This is a genomic window from Streptomyces sp. NBC_00670 (assembly GCF_036226765.1).
Taxonomy (GTDB): domain Bacteria; phylum Actinomycetota; class Actinomycetes; order Streptomycetales; family Streptomycetaceae; genus Streptomyces.
Map to the genome: position 1 here is coordinate 767,911 of NZ_CP109017.1, position 13,402 is coordinate 781,312.

Below are 13,402 nucleotides of genomic sequence, written 5' to 3' on the forward strand. Positions count from 1 at the left end.
GCACGGCTTCGGTCTCCGACGGCAGGAGGCCCCTTTCGCCGTGTGCGGGAAGACCCGGTCGTACCCTTTCGGCCGGAAGCCCACCGGCAGCCCACCGGCAGCCCGTGACCTCGAAGGAGACAGGAAACGTGACGGACCAGGAGCCGGCAGTGGCCGTGGACAAGGGCGCGTCGGCACGAGCCGTCGGCGACTTCCTGTTGCGCCGCCGTGAACAGATCGCCCAGCGCTGGGCGGACGAGACCCTGTTCCGCACGGTCTTCACGGTCTCCCGGGACGAGGCCGTGGAGGTGGCCAGGAGCGTCGTCGAGGCGCTCGCCTCGGTGGCCGCCTCCGGCCAGGTGGAGAGCGTGAGCGCGGCCGGCTTCGCCGGGGTGCGCGAGCAGCTCGGCCGGATGGCGTCGTCCCGGGCGCGCTCGGGGGCCACGGCCGCGGGCATCGCCGCCGAGGTGGCGGCACTGCGCCCCTCCGTCGTCGAGCAGCTGACGGCGGACCTGGCGGAGGCGGACGGCGCGGCCCGCGAGGAGTGCATGGTGACGCTCACCGTGCTCCTCGGGACCCTGCGCGTGCTGGTCATGGAGACGGCCCTCACCGCGGGCGAGGAGCTCCTGGAGCGGCAGCGGATGCAGCTCCTGGAGGTGGCCACGCCGGTGATCAAGCTGTGGAGCGGCATCGTCGCCGTCCCGCTGATCGGCACGCTCGACAGCGCCCGCAGCCAGGTGGTGATGGAGAGCCTGCTGGAGGCCGTCGTCCAGCAGCAGGCCCGGTTCGCCATCCTGGACATCACCGGGGTGCCGACGGTCGACTCGCTGGTCGCCCAGCATCTGATGAAGACGGTGGCGGCGGCCCGGCTGATGGGCGCGGAGTGCATCGTCTCGGGCATCCGGCCGGCGATCGCGCAGACCATCGTGCACCTGGGGATCGACCTCGGTTCGGTGCTGACCCGGGCGACCCTGGCGGACGCCCTCGGGTACGCCCTGCACCGCCAGGGCGCCATGATCGTCGACCAGTCGAGCGCGGGAGGCGACCCGCGGTGATCAGCGGTGGCCCGGACCCGCTGGGCAGCCATGTGCCCGTCCTCAAGCTCGGCGACGTCCTGCTGGTGACGTTGCAGGGCGATCTCCACGACCACGCGGCCGAGAAGCTGCAGCAGGACATCGTGGAGGCGATCGCGCGCAGTTCCGTCACCGGTGTCGTCATCGACGTCTCGGGCGTGGAGATCGTCGACTCGTTCCTCGGCCGGGTGTTCGCGGAGATCGCCGCCACCGCCCGGCTGCTGGCGGCGCAGACCGTCGTGGCCGGGATGCGGCCTGCGGTGGCGATCACCCTGGTCGAGCTGGGGCTCACCCTGCCCGGGCTGCGCACGGCGCTGGACACCCAGGAAGCCCTGCGCATGCTGACGGAAGCGTCCGCCGCCCTCCCGCGCGGTGCCGAACGCCGGGAGAGCGCGTGACCGAGACCTCCGGCCGGGTGGCCGCCCGGCTGCCGATCCGCTCGGACATGGATCTGGCGTGGGTACGGCAGCATGTGCGACAGGCCGCCGCCGAACTCGGCTTCGGCCTGGTGGAACAGACCAAACTGGTCACCGCGGCCAGCGAACTCGCCCGCAACACCCTGGTCCACGGCGGCGGCGGACACGTCGACTGCGTCCCCCTCGACGACGGCCGCACCCGGGGCCTGAAGCTGACGTTCTCCGACGAGGGCCCGGGCATCCCCGACGTGGAGCTGGCGCTGAGCGACGGCTACACCTCCGGCGGCGGGCTCGGCCTCGGCCTGGGCGGCGCGCGCCGGCTGGTGCACGAGTTCTCCCTGGACAGCCGGCCCGGCGAGGGCACCTCGGTGACGGTGATCTGCTGGGCGGCGGCCCCGCCGCACCCGCGCGGGGGCGTCCGGTGACCCGCGTCTGGGACGTGCCGGTGCACGACTCGACCCGGGTGCGGGACGCCCGGGTGGCCGCGGAGAGCGCGGCGGACCACCTCGGGTTCGACGAGGCCCGCCGGGCGGTGGCGGCGCTGGTCGCCACCGAGCTGGCCACCAATCTGCTCAAGCACGCGGGCGGCGGCCAGATCCTGGTCGAGACGGTGGACGCCGCCGACACCGCGCCGGCACCGCTCGGCCCCGGCGCGGCCCCCGGCGTCCGGGGACCGCTTCCCGCCGGGGATCAGGGCCGGCTGGTGCAGATCGTCGCGCTCGACCACGGCCCCGGCATCCCCGATCTGCCGGCCGCCCTCAGCGACGGCTGGTCGACGACGCACTCGCTGGGCGCCGGGCTCGGCACCTGTCTGCGCGTCGCCCACGACTTCGACGTGCACAGCGCTCCCGGGCGGGGCACGGTGGCGCTCGCCCGGATCGGCGCGGTCGCCCGGGGCCGGGCCCCGGTGCCCGGCGCGCGTCCGGCGTCGGCGGCGGTCCGGGCCGGCGGGATCAACATCCCCTTCGCGGCGGCCGAGCAGTCCGGGGACGCGTGGGCGTGCGTGCGCGCCGCCGACCGGGTCACCCTGCTCCTGGCCGACGGCCTCGGGCACGGCGCCGGCGCCGCCCTGGCCTCGGACGCGGCCGTACGGCGGGTGCGCGAGTGCGCGCATCTGCCGCCGCCGGAGCTGCTCGGGCAGCTGCACACCGCGCTGCGCCGCACCCGCGGTGCCGCCGTCGCCGTCGCCCAAGTGGACCTGGCCGCCGGGGAGCTGGGCTTCTCGGGGCTCGGCAACATCGGCGCCCGACTGCGCTCGGGGAACGACTGGCGGCCACTGCTGTCGCACCCCGGGATAGTCGGCGCGCACTCCCCCGCCCGGCTGCCGCACCACCGGCTGCCGTGGACGTCCGACAGCGTGCTGGTGCTGCACAGCGACGGTCTGCCCAGCCGCTGGGCGCCCGCCGCCGACGCCGTCTCCGCCGCGCAGGACCCCGCGGTGACCGCGGCCGTGCTCGTGCGCGACGCCAGCAGCTCCGCGCGGCCCGCGCGCGACGACACCACGGTGGCGGTGCTGACCGGCCCGCCGCCCAAGGGACCGTGAGCCCTTCATGACCGACACCTGGCAGATCACCGACGCCGTCGACGCCGCCCGGGCCCGGACGGCCGCCGCCCGCGCCGCGGCCGCGCACGGGGTGTCCGTGGTCGAGCGGGCCCGGCTGGTCGGCGCGCTGTCGGCGCAGCTGCGGCAGTGCCTGACCAAGGGCGCCACGTGCCGGCTGGTCCTGAAGACGGAGGCGCCCGCCGACGGCGCGGGGCGGGCCCGGCTGTGGGCCGTCGTCGTGCCCGACGCGGGCGACGGCGCCGGTACCGGGGAGCCGCCGGCCTGGCAGACCTCCGTCGACCTGCCCGGCCCCGCGGACCTCGGGGGCGCCCCCGAGGGCGTCGGCCCCTCGTCGGTGCGCCCCGGCCCCGGCGAGGTCGCCGAGGCGCTGCTCGGCGCCGACGAGGACGCCTCCCACCTCCTGGAGCGGCTGGCCGAGCAGGAGGCGCTGGTCGCCTTCCACCGCGAGGAGCTGCACCAGACCAACCAGGGCGTGCTGGCGCTGCACGCGGAGCTGGACGCCGCCGGGCAGGCCCAGCGCGAGCTGTTCGCGGCCGAGCGGGCGGCCCGCACGGAGGCGGAGGAGGCGCGCCGCCGGCTGACGTTCCTGGCGGACGCGAACGCGGCGCTGACCTCCTCCCTCAACCACGAGGAGATCCTGCGGCTGCTGACCGGGCTGCTCGTCCCGGCGTACGCGGGCAGCGCCGACGTGTGGCTGTTCACCAACGGGGAGCGGGAGCGGCGGCGGGCCGTGCGGCCCGCGGCGGCGGTGGTCGCCGCCCGCACCGGCCGTCCGCAGTACGCGGCGGACCATCCGGGCGGGCTGCCGGGGGTCGACGACCGGCCGCCGTCCGCACTGTGCCCGGACCGGCCGCCGTCCGCACTGTGCCCGGACCGGCCGCTGCTCTGCGTCCCGCTGGTCTCCCGGCGCACGACGCTGGGAGTGCTGACCCTGACACCGCCCGGGGAGCGCTGGGACCCGGACGACGCGGTGATGCTGATCGAGCTGGCCCGCCGGGCGGGCACGGCCATCGACAACGCGCAGCGCTTCGAGCACAACCGGGACATCGCGGAGACGCTGCAACGGGCGCTGCTGACCGAGTTGCCCACGACGCCCGGGCTGCGGCTGGCCGCCCGCTATCTGCCGGCCACGCACGGGCTGAACATCGGCGGCGACTGGTACGACGCCTTCCGGCAGCCCGACGGCTCTCTGATCACGGTGGTCGGCGACGTGACGGGCCACGGGCTGCACGCGGCGGTGATGATGAGTCAGCTGCGCACCGCGCTGCGCGCGTACGCGGTGGACGGTGGCAGCCCCGGGCAGCTGCTGACCCGGCTGCACGTGTTCCTGCACCACCTCCAGCCGGATCTGTACGCCACCGCCGTGATCGCCCGGTTCCGTCCGGACGAGCCGGTGCTGACCTGGGCCGCCGCCGGGCATCCCCCGCCGGTGCTGCGCACCCCGGACGGCGCGGTGCGCACGCTGGACGCCAGGCCGGGCGCGATGCTGGGCATCCCGCTGCGCCAGGACATCGCCGATCACACGGTGGAGCTGCCGCCGGGGTCGACGCTCGCGTTGTACACCGACGGTCTGGTGGAGCGGCGGGCGCTCGGCATAGACCCGGGGATCGGGCGGCTGACCGAGGCGCTGGCGGCGCTGCCGGAGACCGCGCTGGACGGGGCGGAGGGGGATCTGACGGGCGCCGCCGACCGGATCCTCACGCCGATGCTGCACGACTCCGAGCGCGACGACGACGTGTGTCTGCTGCTGTGCCGCACGGGGGACGCGGCGGCGCCCGGCCCCGTCGTGGCGCGCGGCGGCTCGTCCGGATGTGCGACGACGGACGGGGCCGGACCGGATGCGTAGGCACACGCGCCGACGGGCAGCCGTCGCTCAGGAGGTGAGAGGCCGGGCAGGAAGGGAAACCGGAAGCGGTGACACCGCAGGCGAGGACGGGGTGAGATGGCAACCGGGCCACGTTGGGACGACAGGCTTTCTATAGACATGGTCGATAACCTCACCGCCTCTTTCGAGGGCGAGCTGCACAACGTGACGGACGCACGGTTCGCCGCGGAGGACTTCCTGCGTGCTCTGGCGGACGTTTCCCCGCCCCAGAGTCCGGAGTGCTGGAACGACATCCTGCTGGTGGTCAACGAGCTGGCCGCCAACGCCGTCCAGTACGCGCCGGGCCCGTTCGAGCTGCGGATGCGCCCGACCTTCGACGGCGTCCATGTGACGCTGCACGACACCAATCCCACGCCGCCGGCCCCGCGGCCGTTCCATCCCAGTACGGGCGGGGGCGGCATCGGCTGGCATCTGGTGCACACCCTGTGCCACCAGGTGAGCGTGGTGTCCCAGCCGGACGGCAAGGACGTGCACGTCTTCCTGCCCTGGTGACCGGTCCCGCGTACCGCGACGGCCGCCGCCACCGTTCCCTCGGTGGCGGCGGCCGCTGTCCGCCCCCGGCTACTCCGCGGACCGGGCCGGCAGACTCCGGTAGTACGCGTCGACGCGGTCGAGATACTCGGGGTCGAGGGTCTCGCTGTCCGTGCGGAACACGGGCGCGGACTTCACCTCGTCCTTGGTGCAGGCCAGGGTCACCCGACGGGCCTCGCCGTCGATGGCGGTGACCAGACCGGCCGGTATCAGCATGCTCTTGCCGAACACCCACACCCCGGTGTCCACGATCAGATGCCGCATGCCGTCCCGCTCGACCTGCCGGTCCACGTGCCCGATGGTCCCGTCGGCCGCGGCGACGGAGAACCCCGTGAGCACCTGTCCCTCCGTGTGGCCGCTGTCCGGTGCGTACGCCCATGGTCTGTCGATGGTCATGGCGCTTCCCCCTTCATGTCCGCGTGCTGTGTGGTGCTGTGTCGTTCCGCGAGGCCGTGCGGTCGGGCGGGTCAGGCCGCCAGGCGGGTCTCGCGGGCGAGGCGGGCGGTCCGCCGGGCGCAGCAGGCCCTCGCCAGTGCGGCGTCGGCGGCCTCGATCGCCTCGCGTATCCCCTGGGTGCCGGTCGCCGCGCACAGCTGGCGGCTGACCTCCCGCAGGGTTCTTCGTAGTTCCTGGGTGTCCCGTTCGGCGAGTGCGATGCGCACGGTCGCGTAGCGGGTGAGCAGTTCACGCAGGCGCGTGGGGCTGGGCGTCGTCACGGCAGGGCTCCTTTGCGGGCTGTCCTGCTCATATCCCGTTTCGCCGCGCGCACACCCCGGCCGGGCGGTGACGGGGGCCGTGTGCGGTGTTCAGGAGGCGGGTGCGGGGCGGGCGGCGCGGGGAATCTCGATCTCGGCGGTGACCTCCTTGCCGCGGCCCGCCGTGAGCGACTCCACGGTCAGCGCCCTGCTGACCGCCTCGACGATCTCCAGCCCGTGCCCGCCGACCCGGCCGCCGTTGCGCGGCTGGGCCACCGGCACGTCGGCCGAGGTGTCCCACACGGCGACGCGCACGGCGTGGCCGTCCGGCGGCATCTCCACCCGCAGCCCGCAGGCGCCCGGGGCGTGCCGGAGGGCGTTGGTGACCAGCTCGCTCACGACGAGCTGGACGTCGTCGCGGGTACGGTCCGGCAGGGGGGTACGTCCGTCGCCGACCTCGGTCAGGAAGGCGAGGGCGGCCTCGCGGGCCTGGGCGGCGGTCACCGAGCCGGCTTCCCAGGTGACGTGTCGCAGCCGTGCCGCTCGCGCGCCCGGGCCGGTTCCCTCCGACAGCTGCTGCCTCAGCGGAATGACCATGGGATGATAAGCCTTACGCGGTAGGATTTGTTACTTTCTGTCCCGATCGATACTTCTTCCGACTACCCTCCGCCCCGAAGAGTATGAGAGCTCCTTCCTCCCTTCGTGTGCCCGAATCGGGCGGTACCCCCACGGGTGCACCCACCGTGTCGCCGATGTCGCTCAACGAAAGGGAATTGCGGCCGGATTCATGGCCAACGGTGGTCCGCGTCGGCTAGATTCGAGCCCCGCCGGTCCCCTCTTGATCGGCGCCGGCAACAAGCAAGCACGTCGGGGGGCGGCGCATGCACAACTCCGGGCTCGCTCCATGGGACGCCCCCGTCATGACCGGCGGTCTCGCCGAAAGTGTCTTCGAGCTGGCCGCCCGGGATCCCGGTCGGCCCCAGCTCGCCCGCCGTGCGCCGGACGCCCCCGGCGGGTGGATCCACGTCAGCGCGGCCGAGCTGCGCGACGAGGTCGTCGACGTGGCCCGGGGGCTGGTCGCCTCCGGGATCTCGCCCGGCAACCGGATCGCCATCATGGCCCGCACCCGGTACGAGTGGACGGTCCTCAGCTGCGCCCTGTGGACGCTGGGCGCCGAGGTCGTCCCCCTCTACCCGACGTCCTCGCACGAACAGGTCGAGTGGATCCTGCGGGACGCCGACTGCGTGGGCGTCGTGGTCGAGGACGAGCAGGGCATCATGACCGTCGGCTCGGTCTGCGCCCGGCTCCCCCGGCTGCGGCACGTGTGGCAGCTGGACGCGGGCGGCCTGGAGCAACTGGTCGAACGCGGCCGCCCGGTGCCGACGGCGACGGTCGACTCACTGCGCCGGATCGTGCTGCCCGACTCCACCGCCGTCGTCGCCTACACCTCCGGCACCAGCGGCCGGCCCCGCGGCTGCGCGCTCTCCCACCGCAGCCTGGCCGGCCCCTGCGACACCCTCCTCGAGGGCTGGCGTCACACCGCGGCCCCGCCCGGGGAGCAGCCGGCCGTCCTGGTCTTCCTGCCGTTCTCCCACGTCTACGGGCTGATGATCCAGGGGCTGTGCCTGCGCGGCGGCTTCCTCATGGCGCACGAACCCGATCTGCGCCCGGAGCCCCTGGCCGCCGCCCTGCTCTCCTTCCGCCCCACCTATCTGCACGGCGTGCCCTCGGTCTTCGAGCGGGTCTACAAGAGCTTCCTGGCCTCCGCCGAGCGGGCCGGCCGGGGCGCGCTGTTCGAGCGTGCGGCGCGGACGGCGCGGGACCACGCCGAAGCCATGGAGCGGCAGCGGCTGGGCACCGGCTCCGGGCCCGGACTCGATCTGCGGCTCCAGCACGCCCTGTACGAGAAGAGCGTCTACCGCAAGCTGCGCGAGTCCCTCGGCGGCCGGCTGTGCGGGGCCGTGTCCGGTGGCTCCTCCCTCAACCGCGAACTCGCCCTGTTCTTCGCCGGCATCGGCATCCTCGTGCACGACGGCTACGGGCTGACCGAGACCAGCGGCGGGGTCACCATGCAGCCGCTGGGCCGGGAGAAGTTCGGCACGGTGGGCAGACCGCTGCCCGGCATCGACGTCCACGTCGCCCAGGACGGCGAGATCCTGGTCCGCGGCCCGTCCCTGTTCCAGGGGTACATCAACGACGAGGCCGGCACCCAGGAGGTGCTCCAGGAGGGCTGGCTCGCCACCGGCGACCTCGGCCGGCTCGACTCCGAGGGCTATCTGACGCTCACCGGCCGCAAGAAGGACATCATCGTCACCAGCGGCGGCAAGAGCGTGGCCCCGGCGCCCCTGGAGGAGCGGCTGCGGATGCACCCGCTGATCCACCAGGCCGTGGTGGTCGGCGACAACCGCCCGTGCGTGGGCGCGCTGATCACCCTCGACCCGGAGTACCTGCCCCACTGGCGCACGGTGCTGGCCGGCCAGGGCGAGGGACAGTCCCGCGAGGCGCGGGAGGAGAACGCGCTGCGGCAGGAGGTGACCCGGGCGGTCGCCGCGGCCAACAGCGCGGTCTCGCGCTCGGAGTCCATCCGCGTCTTCCGCGTCCTGTCCGAACCCTTCGACCAGGCCAACGGCCTGCTCACCCCGTCCATGAAGCTGCGCAGGGACGAGATCACCCGCCGGTACGCCACGGAGATCGAGGCGATGTACCAGTCCTCGTACGAGGCCCCGCCGCGCCCCCGCGACCCGGCCCCCGCCCTGGAGGCGGCGACCGGCTGGGAGGAGGCGGAGGACGACGTCTTCCGCCGCGTGCGCTGACGCGCGTCCGGCCGGCCCCGTCCGTGACCGGGCCGGCCGTCCAGGTGGCGGTGGGCCGCACGAAGTCGGCCCGGCCGAAGGTCTGATCGACGGCGACGGCGGTGTGCCGCGTCGGCCGCGAGGCGGCACACCGCCGCCGCCGGCGACGACCCTCCGGTGGTCGCCGCTTCTCCCGCGTCCCCGACGCACTCGCCCCCGGGCTCCGCGAGGCCGAGGCCCGCGCGGCCCCGGGCGGTCTGTCCCGTCCGGCGCCGAACGGCCATGCTGAGCCCGGACGTCGGACGATCACCGGGAGGCCGAAACACATGACGACGCAGACGGACCGGACGGAGCACGGCATCCGGGACTTCGAGATACGGCCGGTCGCGGGGCACACCGGGGCCGAGATCCACGGCGTGGACCTGGCCGCGCCGCTCGACGACACGGTGGTCGCGGCGATCCGCGCGGCGCTGCTGCGGTGGAAGGTCCTCTTCTTCCGCGACCAGCGCCTGGACCACGCCGGCCACGTGGCCCTCGCCCGCCGCTTCGGCACGCCCGTACGGCTGGGCCGCCGCGGCGGCGCCTCGCCGAAGGACGTGCCCGAGGTGGAGACGACCGCCGACCGGCTGGAGCTGGGCGGGCGCTTCGGCATGGAGCACGAGGAGTGGCTGCGCCGGCGCCGGCACTCGCTGCTGCGCGGCTGGCACTGCGACCACGGCGCCCGGATCGACCCGCCCGCGGCGACCATCCTGCGCGCCGAGACCGTACCGCCGTACGGCGGCGACACCACCTGGTCCAACCTGGCCGCCGCGTACGCCGGACTCTCCCGGCCGGTACGCGAGTTCGTCGACGGCCTGCGGGCCGAGCACCGGCTCGGCGTCGGCTACCAGCCGCGCCCCGGCGACGACGCCTACCTGCGCCATCTGCTGGACCACCAGGTCGCCACCGAGCACCCACTGGTCCGGGTGCACCCCGAGAGCGGGGAGCGGCTGCTGTACGTCAACGGCTACTACGTCGAGCAGATCAGCGACGTCTCGCGGGCGGAGAGCGCGGCGCTCCTGGACATGCTCCTCGAGCAGGCGGTACGGCCCGAGTACACCGTCCGGTTCCGCTGGGAGCCGGGCAGCGTGGCGTTCTGGGACAACCGGGCCACCATTCACCTCGCCCCCGGCGACACCGCCCACCTCGGGCATCCGCGCGTGATGCACCGGGTGATGCTGGCGGGCGAGGTACCGGTCGGCGTCGACGGCCGCCCGTCGACGCCGCTCACGGGCACGGAACCGGGCCGCTGGTGAGCGGACCGGCGTGACCCGCGAAGGCCTCCGGGCTCAGCCCTGACCCCGCTCCGCCTCCTGGCGCAGATAGTTGCTGACCTGTCCGGCGAGGTCGGCCGCGCCGGCGTCGGCGCGGGCGGCGGCGGAGTCGGCCGGGCCCGCGGGGAGGGTCAGGTCGGCCGACCACAGGTGCCGGTCGGTCCATTCCTCGTCCATCCGCACATGCACCTGGATGTCGACCCGGTTCAGGGAGGCGTCCGCGGCGGCCGCGTAGAGCACGGCCGTGGCCCGCCGCAGCGGATAGACGTCGTACCCCTCGATGAACTGCGAGTTCCGCCAGTCCAGGAAGGCGCTCTCGCCGTCGGCACCGGTACGCACGTCGAGTTGCCCGTCCTCGAGGTGGACGCCGACCGGGGCGCCGCCACGGTTCTCGACGGTCACCCGGAACCGGAAGTAGGTGAGCCCCTCGGCGGCGTCCTCACGGCCCCGTGGGGGTTCCGCCTTCTCCAGACCGTGGACGCGCACGCGCAGACCGCTCCGGTCCTGGTCGTACTCCTGCCAGTCCCCGATCACATTGGGCTCGCGCACGTTTCACCTCTCCACTTCCGCGATGCTTCCTATCCGCGCGCGGAACAGAGTGTCAAATGCACGGAACCCGTCACGGCCTGCCCGTTTGCCCCACTTGATCACCGATCAAGCCGTGCGCAGCCACGATCGGTCCCCGAGCGGCCACGACACGCCCTTCACACGTGTCACACATCACGTGCGGGAGGGCTGTATAGGGGCGCGGGGAACTGCGCGATCCTTTGGGGTCCGGGGGCTTGCCCCCGGGGACGGGAAGGGTGGGGGCGGCGGGGCGAAAAAACCCCGGCGCACCCCCGGCGCTGGCAGACTGCACGCCATGGCCCCGCTCACCCCCGCCCGCGCCCTCCTCCTGCTCGTCACCGGCCTCGTCTGCCTGACGACAGCGAGCGGCGCCCTGATCGGCGCCCTCTTCGGCGGCCCGGCCACCACTCTCGTCACCGCCGCCTGCGCAGGCACCACCGGCCTCGCCACCGCCCTCTTCGCCCGCCGCCGTGCCCTCACCCACTTCGCCGCCGCCCAACGCCGGGCAGGCGCCCAGGGGTACGCCGAGGGCATCGCCCACGGCGTCCTCGCGCACATCACGGCGTACGAGGCCGCCGTCTTCCCGTGGACGGGCCCGGACGGGGTCACCCCGCAGGAGCGGGTGGCCCGCCGGACCGTCGCCTACCGCACGGCCGCGCTGGACGAGGTACCGCAACCGGTCCGCGAGGCCGCCGCCGACGCGCTCGCCGTACTCGACGAGGCCGACCGCCCGGCCGCACGGGACGCCCTGGCACGGCTCGCGGCACTGGTACGGCAGGAGTACGCGCGGCCGTGAAGGGGCGCGGGGCCCCGCCCCGTTGAGCGCCCGGCCCGCCACAGCCGTAAGCCAGGACATGCCCACCTTCCTGCCCGTCCGCCGCCCGCGCGAGGCCGCCCCTCCCCCGGCGCCACGTGGCCGCACGGCGCTCGCGTGGCACCGCCACGGCCGGTGGCTCACGGCTGCCGCCGTGCTCGCCCTGCTGGCCCAGATGGCCGTCGGCATGCTCACCGCCGCCACGCAGCAGACCCCCACCATCGACGAGCCCGTCTACGCCGGCACCGCTCTGGTCTACGTGCGCGAGCACAGCCTGCGCTTCAACCCCGAACACCCGCCCCTGGGCAAGCTGATCGTCGCGAGCGGCGAGGTGTTCGCCCGGCCCCACCTGACGCCCGGCTTCGACGGCGACCAGGGCGCCCTCGGACGGCGGCTCCTGTACGAGTCGGGGAACGACCCGTGGCGGGTGATGTTCTGGGCGCGGCTGCCGGTGATCGTGCTGACGCTGCTGTTCGGCCTGGTCGTGTTCGCCTTCGCCCGCGATCTCACCGGCTCCGTCGGCGGGCTGGCGGCGCTGGCGCTGTACGCGTTCTCGCCGGACCTGATCGCCCACGGTTCGCTCGCCACACTGGACGTGCCGGCGGTGGGCTTCGTGCTGGTGTCGGTGTGGGCGGTGTGGCGGGCACGGGACCGTCCGCTGCCGTATCTGCCCCTCGCCGGGCCGGCGTTGGGCGCGGCGCTGGCGACGAAGATGAACACGCTGCCCGCGCTCCCGGTGGTGCTGGGCCTGGCCGCGTGGTCGTACGCCACGGCCCGGCGTCCCTCCGCTCAAGCGCCCCCGGTCACCGGCCCTCGGGCCCGGCTGCGGCCGCTGCTGCGGGCGGCCGGGGCGGCGGTGGGGGTGGGGCTGCTCGCGGTGGCCGTCGTCTGGGCGGCCTACCTCGCGGTCGACCCCGGGCTGCGGCGGCCGGCGGCCCACGGGGTGCCGGAGGTGCACGGCCTGCGCGGGCTGCTGGTGCGGGCGCTGCCGTTCCCGGAGCCGTACCGGGACGGGATGCGGATCCAGTTCGGCTTCGAGGACAAGCCCTGGCAGGGGTTTCTGTTCGGGCACGTCTACACCGGCAACCGCTGGTACTACCTGCCGGCCGCGCTGCTGGTGAAGACCCCGCTCGGCATGCTCGCCCTGTGGCTGCTGGGCGCTGCGGCGATGCTCGTGGTCCCCCGGCTGCGGGCTGCGGCGCCGTACGTGCTGCTGCCCCCGGCCGTGCTGCTGGTGGTGGCGATGGACGGGGCGCGGGACTTCGGCACCCGGTACGCGCTGTTCATGCCACTCTTCCTGGCCGTCGCGGGGGCGTGCGTGCTCGCGACGCGGCGGCGGTGGGCGTACGGGGCGGTGGCGGTGCTGGTCGCCTTCGTGGCGGTCAGCTCGCTGCGGACGTACCCCTTCTATCTGCCGTACTCCAACGAGGCGTTCGGGGGTCCGGCGAAGACGCGGCTGCGGCTGCACGACGCGAACGTCGACTGGGGGCAGGACCTGGGGCGGCTGGCCGACCGGCTGCGGGAGCGGTATCCCGGCGAGAGGGTGTGGCTGGTCTACAAGGGCAGCGGGGTGCCGTCCTGGTACGGCATCGACGCCGCCGATCCGCGGAAGGTACGGCCGGCTCGGGTGCGAGGGCTGCTGGTGATGTCCGACTCGTCGGTCGCGAAGGCACGGGGGCGCCTCGCGCTGCTGCTGCGCAGCAGCCGGGAGGTGGACGAGGTCGGGCACTCGATCACCCTCTTCCGGCGGTGAGCGCGGGCGGACCGGTGCCC

At 74.5% G+C, this 13,402-nt stretch carries 14 protein-coding genes; 10 read left to right on the forward strand and 4 right to left on the reverse strand.

Annotated elements, in window-relative coordinates:
- Positions 1–128: 128 nt before the first annotated feature.
- The 6 genes from OIE12_RS03290 (at position 129) to OIE12_RS03315 (ending at position 5,409) form a co-directional block, all read left to right on the forward strand.
- Complete coding sequence (locus tag OIE12_RS03290) at positions 129–1,034, forward strand: STAS domain-containing protein (protein ID WP_329131502.1); 906 nt, start codon at positions 129–131, stop codon at positions 1,032–1,034.
- A complete protein-coding gene (locus tag OIE12_RS03295) occupies positions 1,034–1,450 on the forward strand; it encodes an STAS domain-containing protein (protein ID WP_443054020.1) in 417 nt (138 codons plus the stop codon). Before OIE12_RS03290 ends, OIE12_RS03295 begins: the two co-directional genes overlap by 1 nt.
- Before the next feature lie 47 nt (positions 1,451–1,497).
- Complete coding sequence (locus OIE12_RS03300; RefSeq protein WP_051707646.1) at positions 1,498–1,893, forward strand: anti-sigma regulatory factor; 396 nt, start codon at positions 1,498–1,500, stop codon at positions 1,891–1,893.
- The gene (locus OIE12_RS03305; RefSeq protein WP_329131506.1) at positions 1,890–3,011 is read left to right on the forward strand and encodes an ATP-binding SpoIIE family protein phosphatase; all 1,122 of its coding nucleotides are present in this window, start codon (positions 1,890–1,892) and stop codon (positions 3,009–3,011) included. Before OIE12_RS03300 ends, OIE12_RS03305 begins: the two co-directional genes overlap by 4 nt.
- A gap of 7 nt (positions 3,012–3,018) precedes the next feature.
- Positions 3,019–4,878, forward strand: coding sequence for a PP2C family protein-serine/threonine phosphatase (locus OIE12_RS03310; RefSeq protein WP_329131508.1), 1,860 nt, complete (start codon positions 3,019–3,021; stop codon positions 4,876–4,878).
- 96 nt (positions 4,879–4,974) lie between these two features.
- Positions 4,975–5,409, forward strand: a complete 435-nt coding sequence (locus OIE12_RS03315) for an ATP-binding protein (RefSeq protein WP_329131510.1) — start codon at positions 4,975–4,977, stop codon at positions 5,407–5,409.
- A 69-nt stretch (positions 5,410–5,478) separates the two neighbouring features.
- Here OIE12_RS03315 and OIE12_RS03320 read toward each other — a convergent pair whose 3' ends face one another.
- The 3 genes from OIE12_RS03320 to OIE12_RS03330 form a co-directional block, all read right to left on the reverse strand.
- Entirely contained in the window at positions 5,479–5,844 is a 366-nt protein-coding gene (locus tag OIE12_RS03320; protein ID WP_329131512.1) for a PRC-barrel domain containing protein, read from the reverse strand.
- Between the two features lie 71 nt (positions 5,845–5,915).
- A complete protein-coding gene (locus tag OIE12_RS03325; protein WP_329131514.1) occupies positions 5,916–6,164 on the reverse strand; it encodes a DUF5133 domain-containing protein in 249 nt (82 codons plus the stop codon).
- A gap of 90 nt (positions 6,165–6,254) precedes the next feature.
- Entirely contained in the window at positions 6,255–6,740 is a 486-nt protein-coding gene (locus tag OIE12_RS03330; protein WP_329131516.1) for an ATP-binding protein, read from the reverse strand.
- 284 nt (positions 6,741–7,024) lie between these two features.
- Between OIE12_RS03330 and OIE12_RS03335 the strand changes: the two genes are divergently transcribed.
- Both OIE12_RS03335 and OIE12_RS03340 read left to right on the forward strand, forming a co-directional pair.
- On the forward strand, positions 7,025–8,956 hold the full coding sequence (locus OIE12_RS03335; protein WP_329131518.1) for an AMP-dependent synthetase/ligase: 1,932 nt from the start codon (positions 7,025–7,027) through the stop codon (positions 8,954–8,956).
- Between the two features lie 305 nt (positions 8,957–9,261).
- Complete coding sequence (locus OIE12_RS03340) at positions 9,262–10,230, forward strand: TauD/TfdA dioxygenase family protein (protein ID WP_329131521.1); 969 nt, start codon at positions 9,262–9,264, stop codon at positions 10,228–10,230.
- A 33-nt stretch (positions 10,231–10,263) separates the two neighbouring features.
- Here OIE12_RS03340 and OIE12_RS03345 read toward each other — a convergent pair whose 3' ends face one another.
- Complete coding sequence (locus OIE12_RS03345) at positions 10,264–10,797, reverse strand: hypothetical protein (protein WP_329131523.1); 534 nt, start codon at positions 10,795–10,797, stop codon at positions 10,264–10,266.
- A gap of 313 nt (positions 10,798–11,110) precedes the next feature.
- On the opposite strand from OIE12_RS03345, the gene OIE12_RS03350 reads away from it, so the two are divergent.
- Positions 11,111–11,611, forward strand: coding sequence for a hypothetical protein (locus OIE12_RS03350; RefSeq protein WP_329131526.1), 501 nt, complete (start codon positions 11,111–11,113; stop codon positions 11,609–11,611).
- A gap of 58 nt (positions 11,612–11,669) precedes the next feature.
- Positions 11,670–13,382, forward strand: coding sequence for an ArnT family glycosyltransferase (locus OIE12_RS03355; protein ID WP_443053752.1), 1,713 nt, complete (start codon positions 11,670–11,672; stop codon positions 13,380–13,382).
- Positions 13,383–13,402: the final 20 nt, after the last annotated feature.

Coding starts and splice junctions, on each gene's coding strand:
- OIE12_RS03300 (WP_051707646.1), top strand. CDS start 1,498: ATGGATCTGGCGTGGGTACGGCAGCATGTGCGACAGGCCGCCGCCGAA.
- OIE12_RS03310 (WP_329131508.1), top strand. CDS start 3,019: ATGACCGACACCTGGCAGATCACCGACGCCGTCGACGCCGCCCGGGCC.
- OIE12_RS03315 (WP_329131510.1), top strand. CDS start 4,975: ATGGCAACCGGGCCACGTTGGGACGACAGGCTTTCTATAGACATGGTC.
- OIE12_RS03320 (WP_329131512.1), bottom strand. CDS start 5,844: ATGACCATCGACAGACCATGGGCGTACGCACCGGACAGCGGCCACACG.
- OIE12_RS03330 (WP_329131516.1), bottom strand. CDS start 6,740: ATGGTCATTCCGCTGAGGCAGCAGCTGTCGGAGGGAACCGGCCCGGGC.
- OIE12_RS03335 (WP_329131518.1), top strand. CDS start 7,025: ATGCACAACTCCGGGCTCGCTCCATGGGACGCCCCCGTCATGACCGGC.
- OIE12_RS03340 (WP_329131521.1), top strand. CDS start 9,262: ATGACGACGCAGACGGACCGGACGGAGCACGGCATCCGGGACTTCGAG.
- OIE12_RS03350 (WP_329131526.1), top strand. CDS start 11,111: ATGGCCCCGCTCACCCCCGCCCGCGCCCTCCTCCTGCTCGTCACCGGC.
- OIE12_RS03355 (WP_443053752.1), top strand. CDS start 11,670: ATGCCCACCTTCCTGCCCGTCCGCCGCCCGCGCGAGGCCGCCCCTCCC.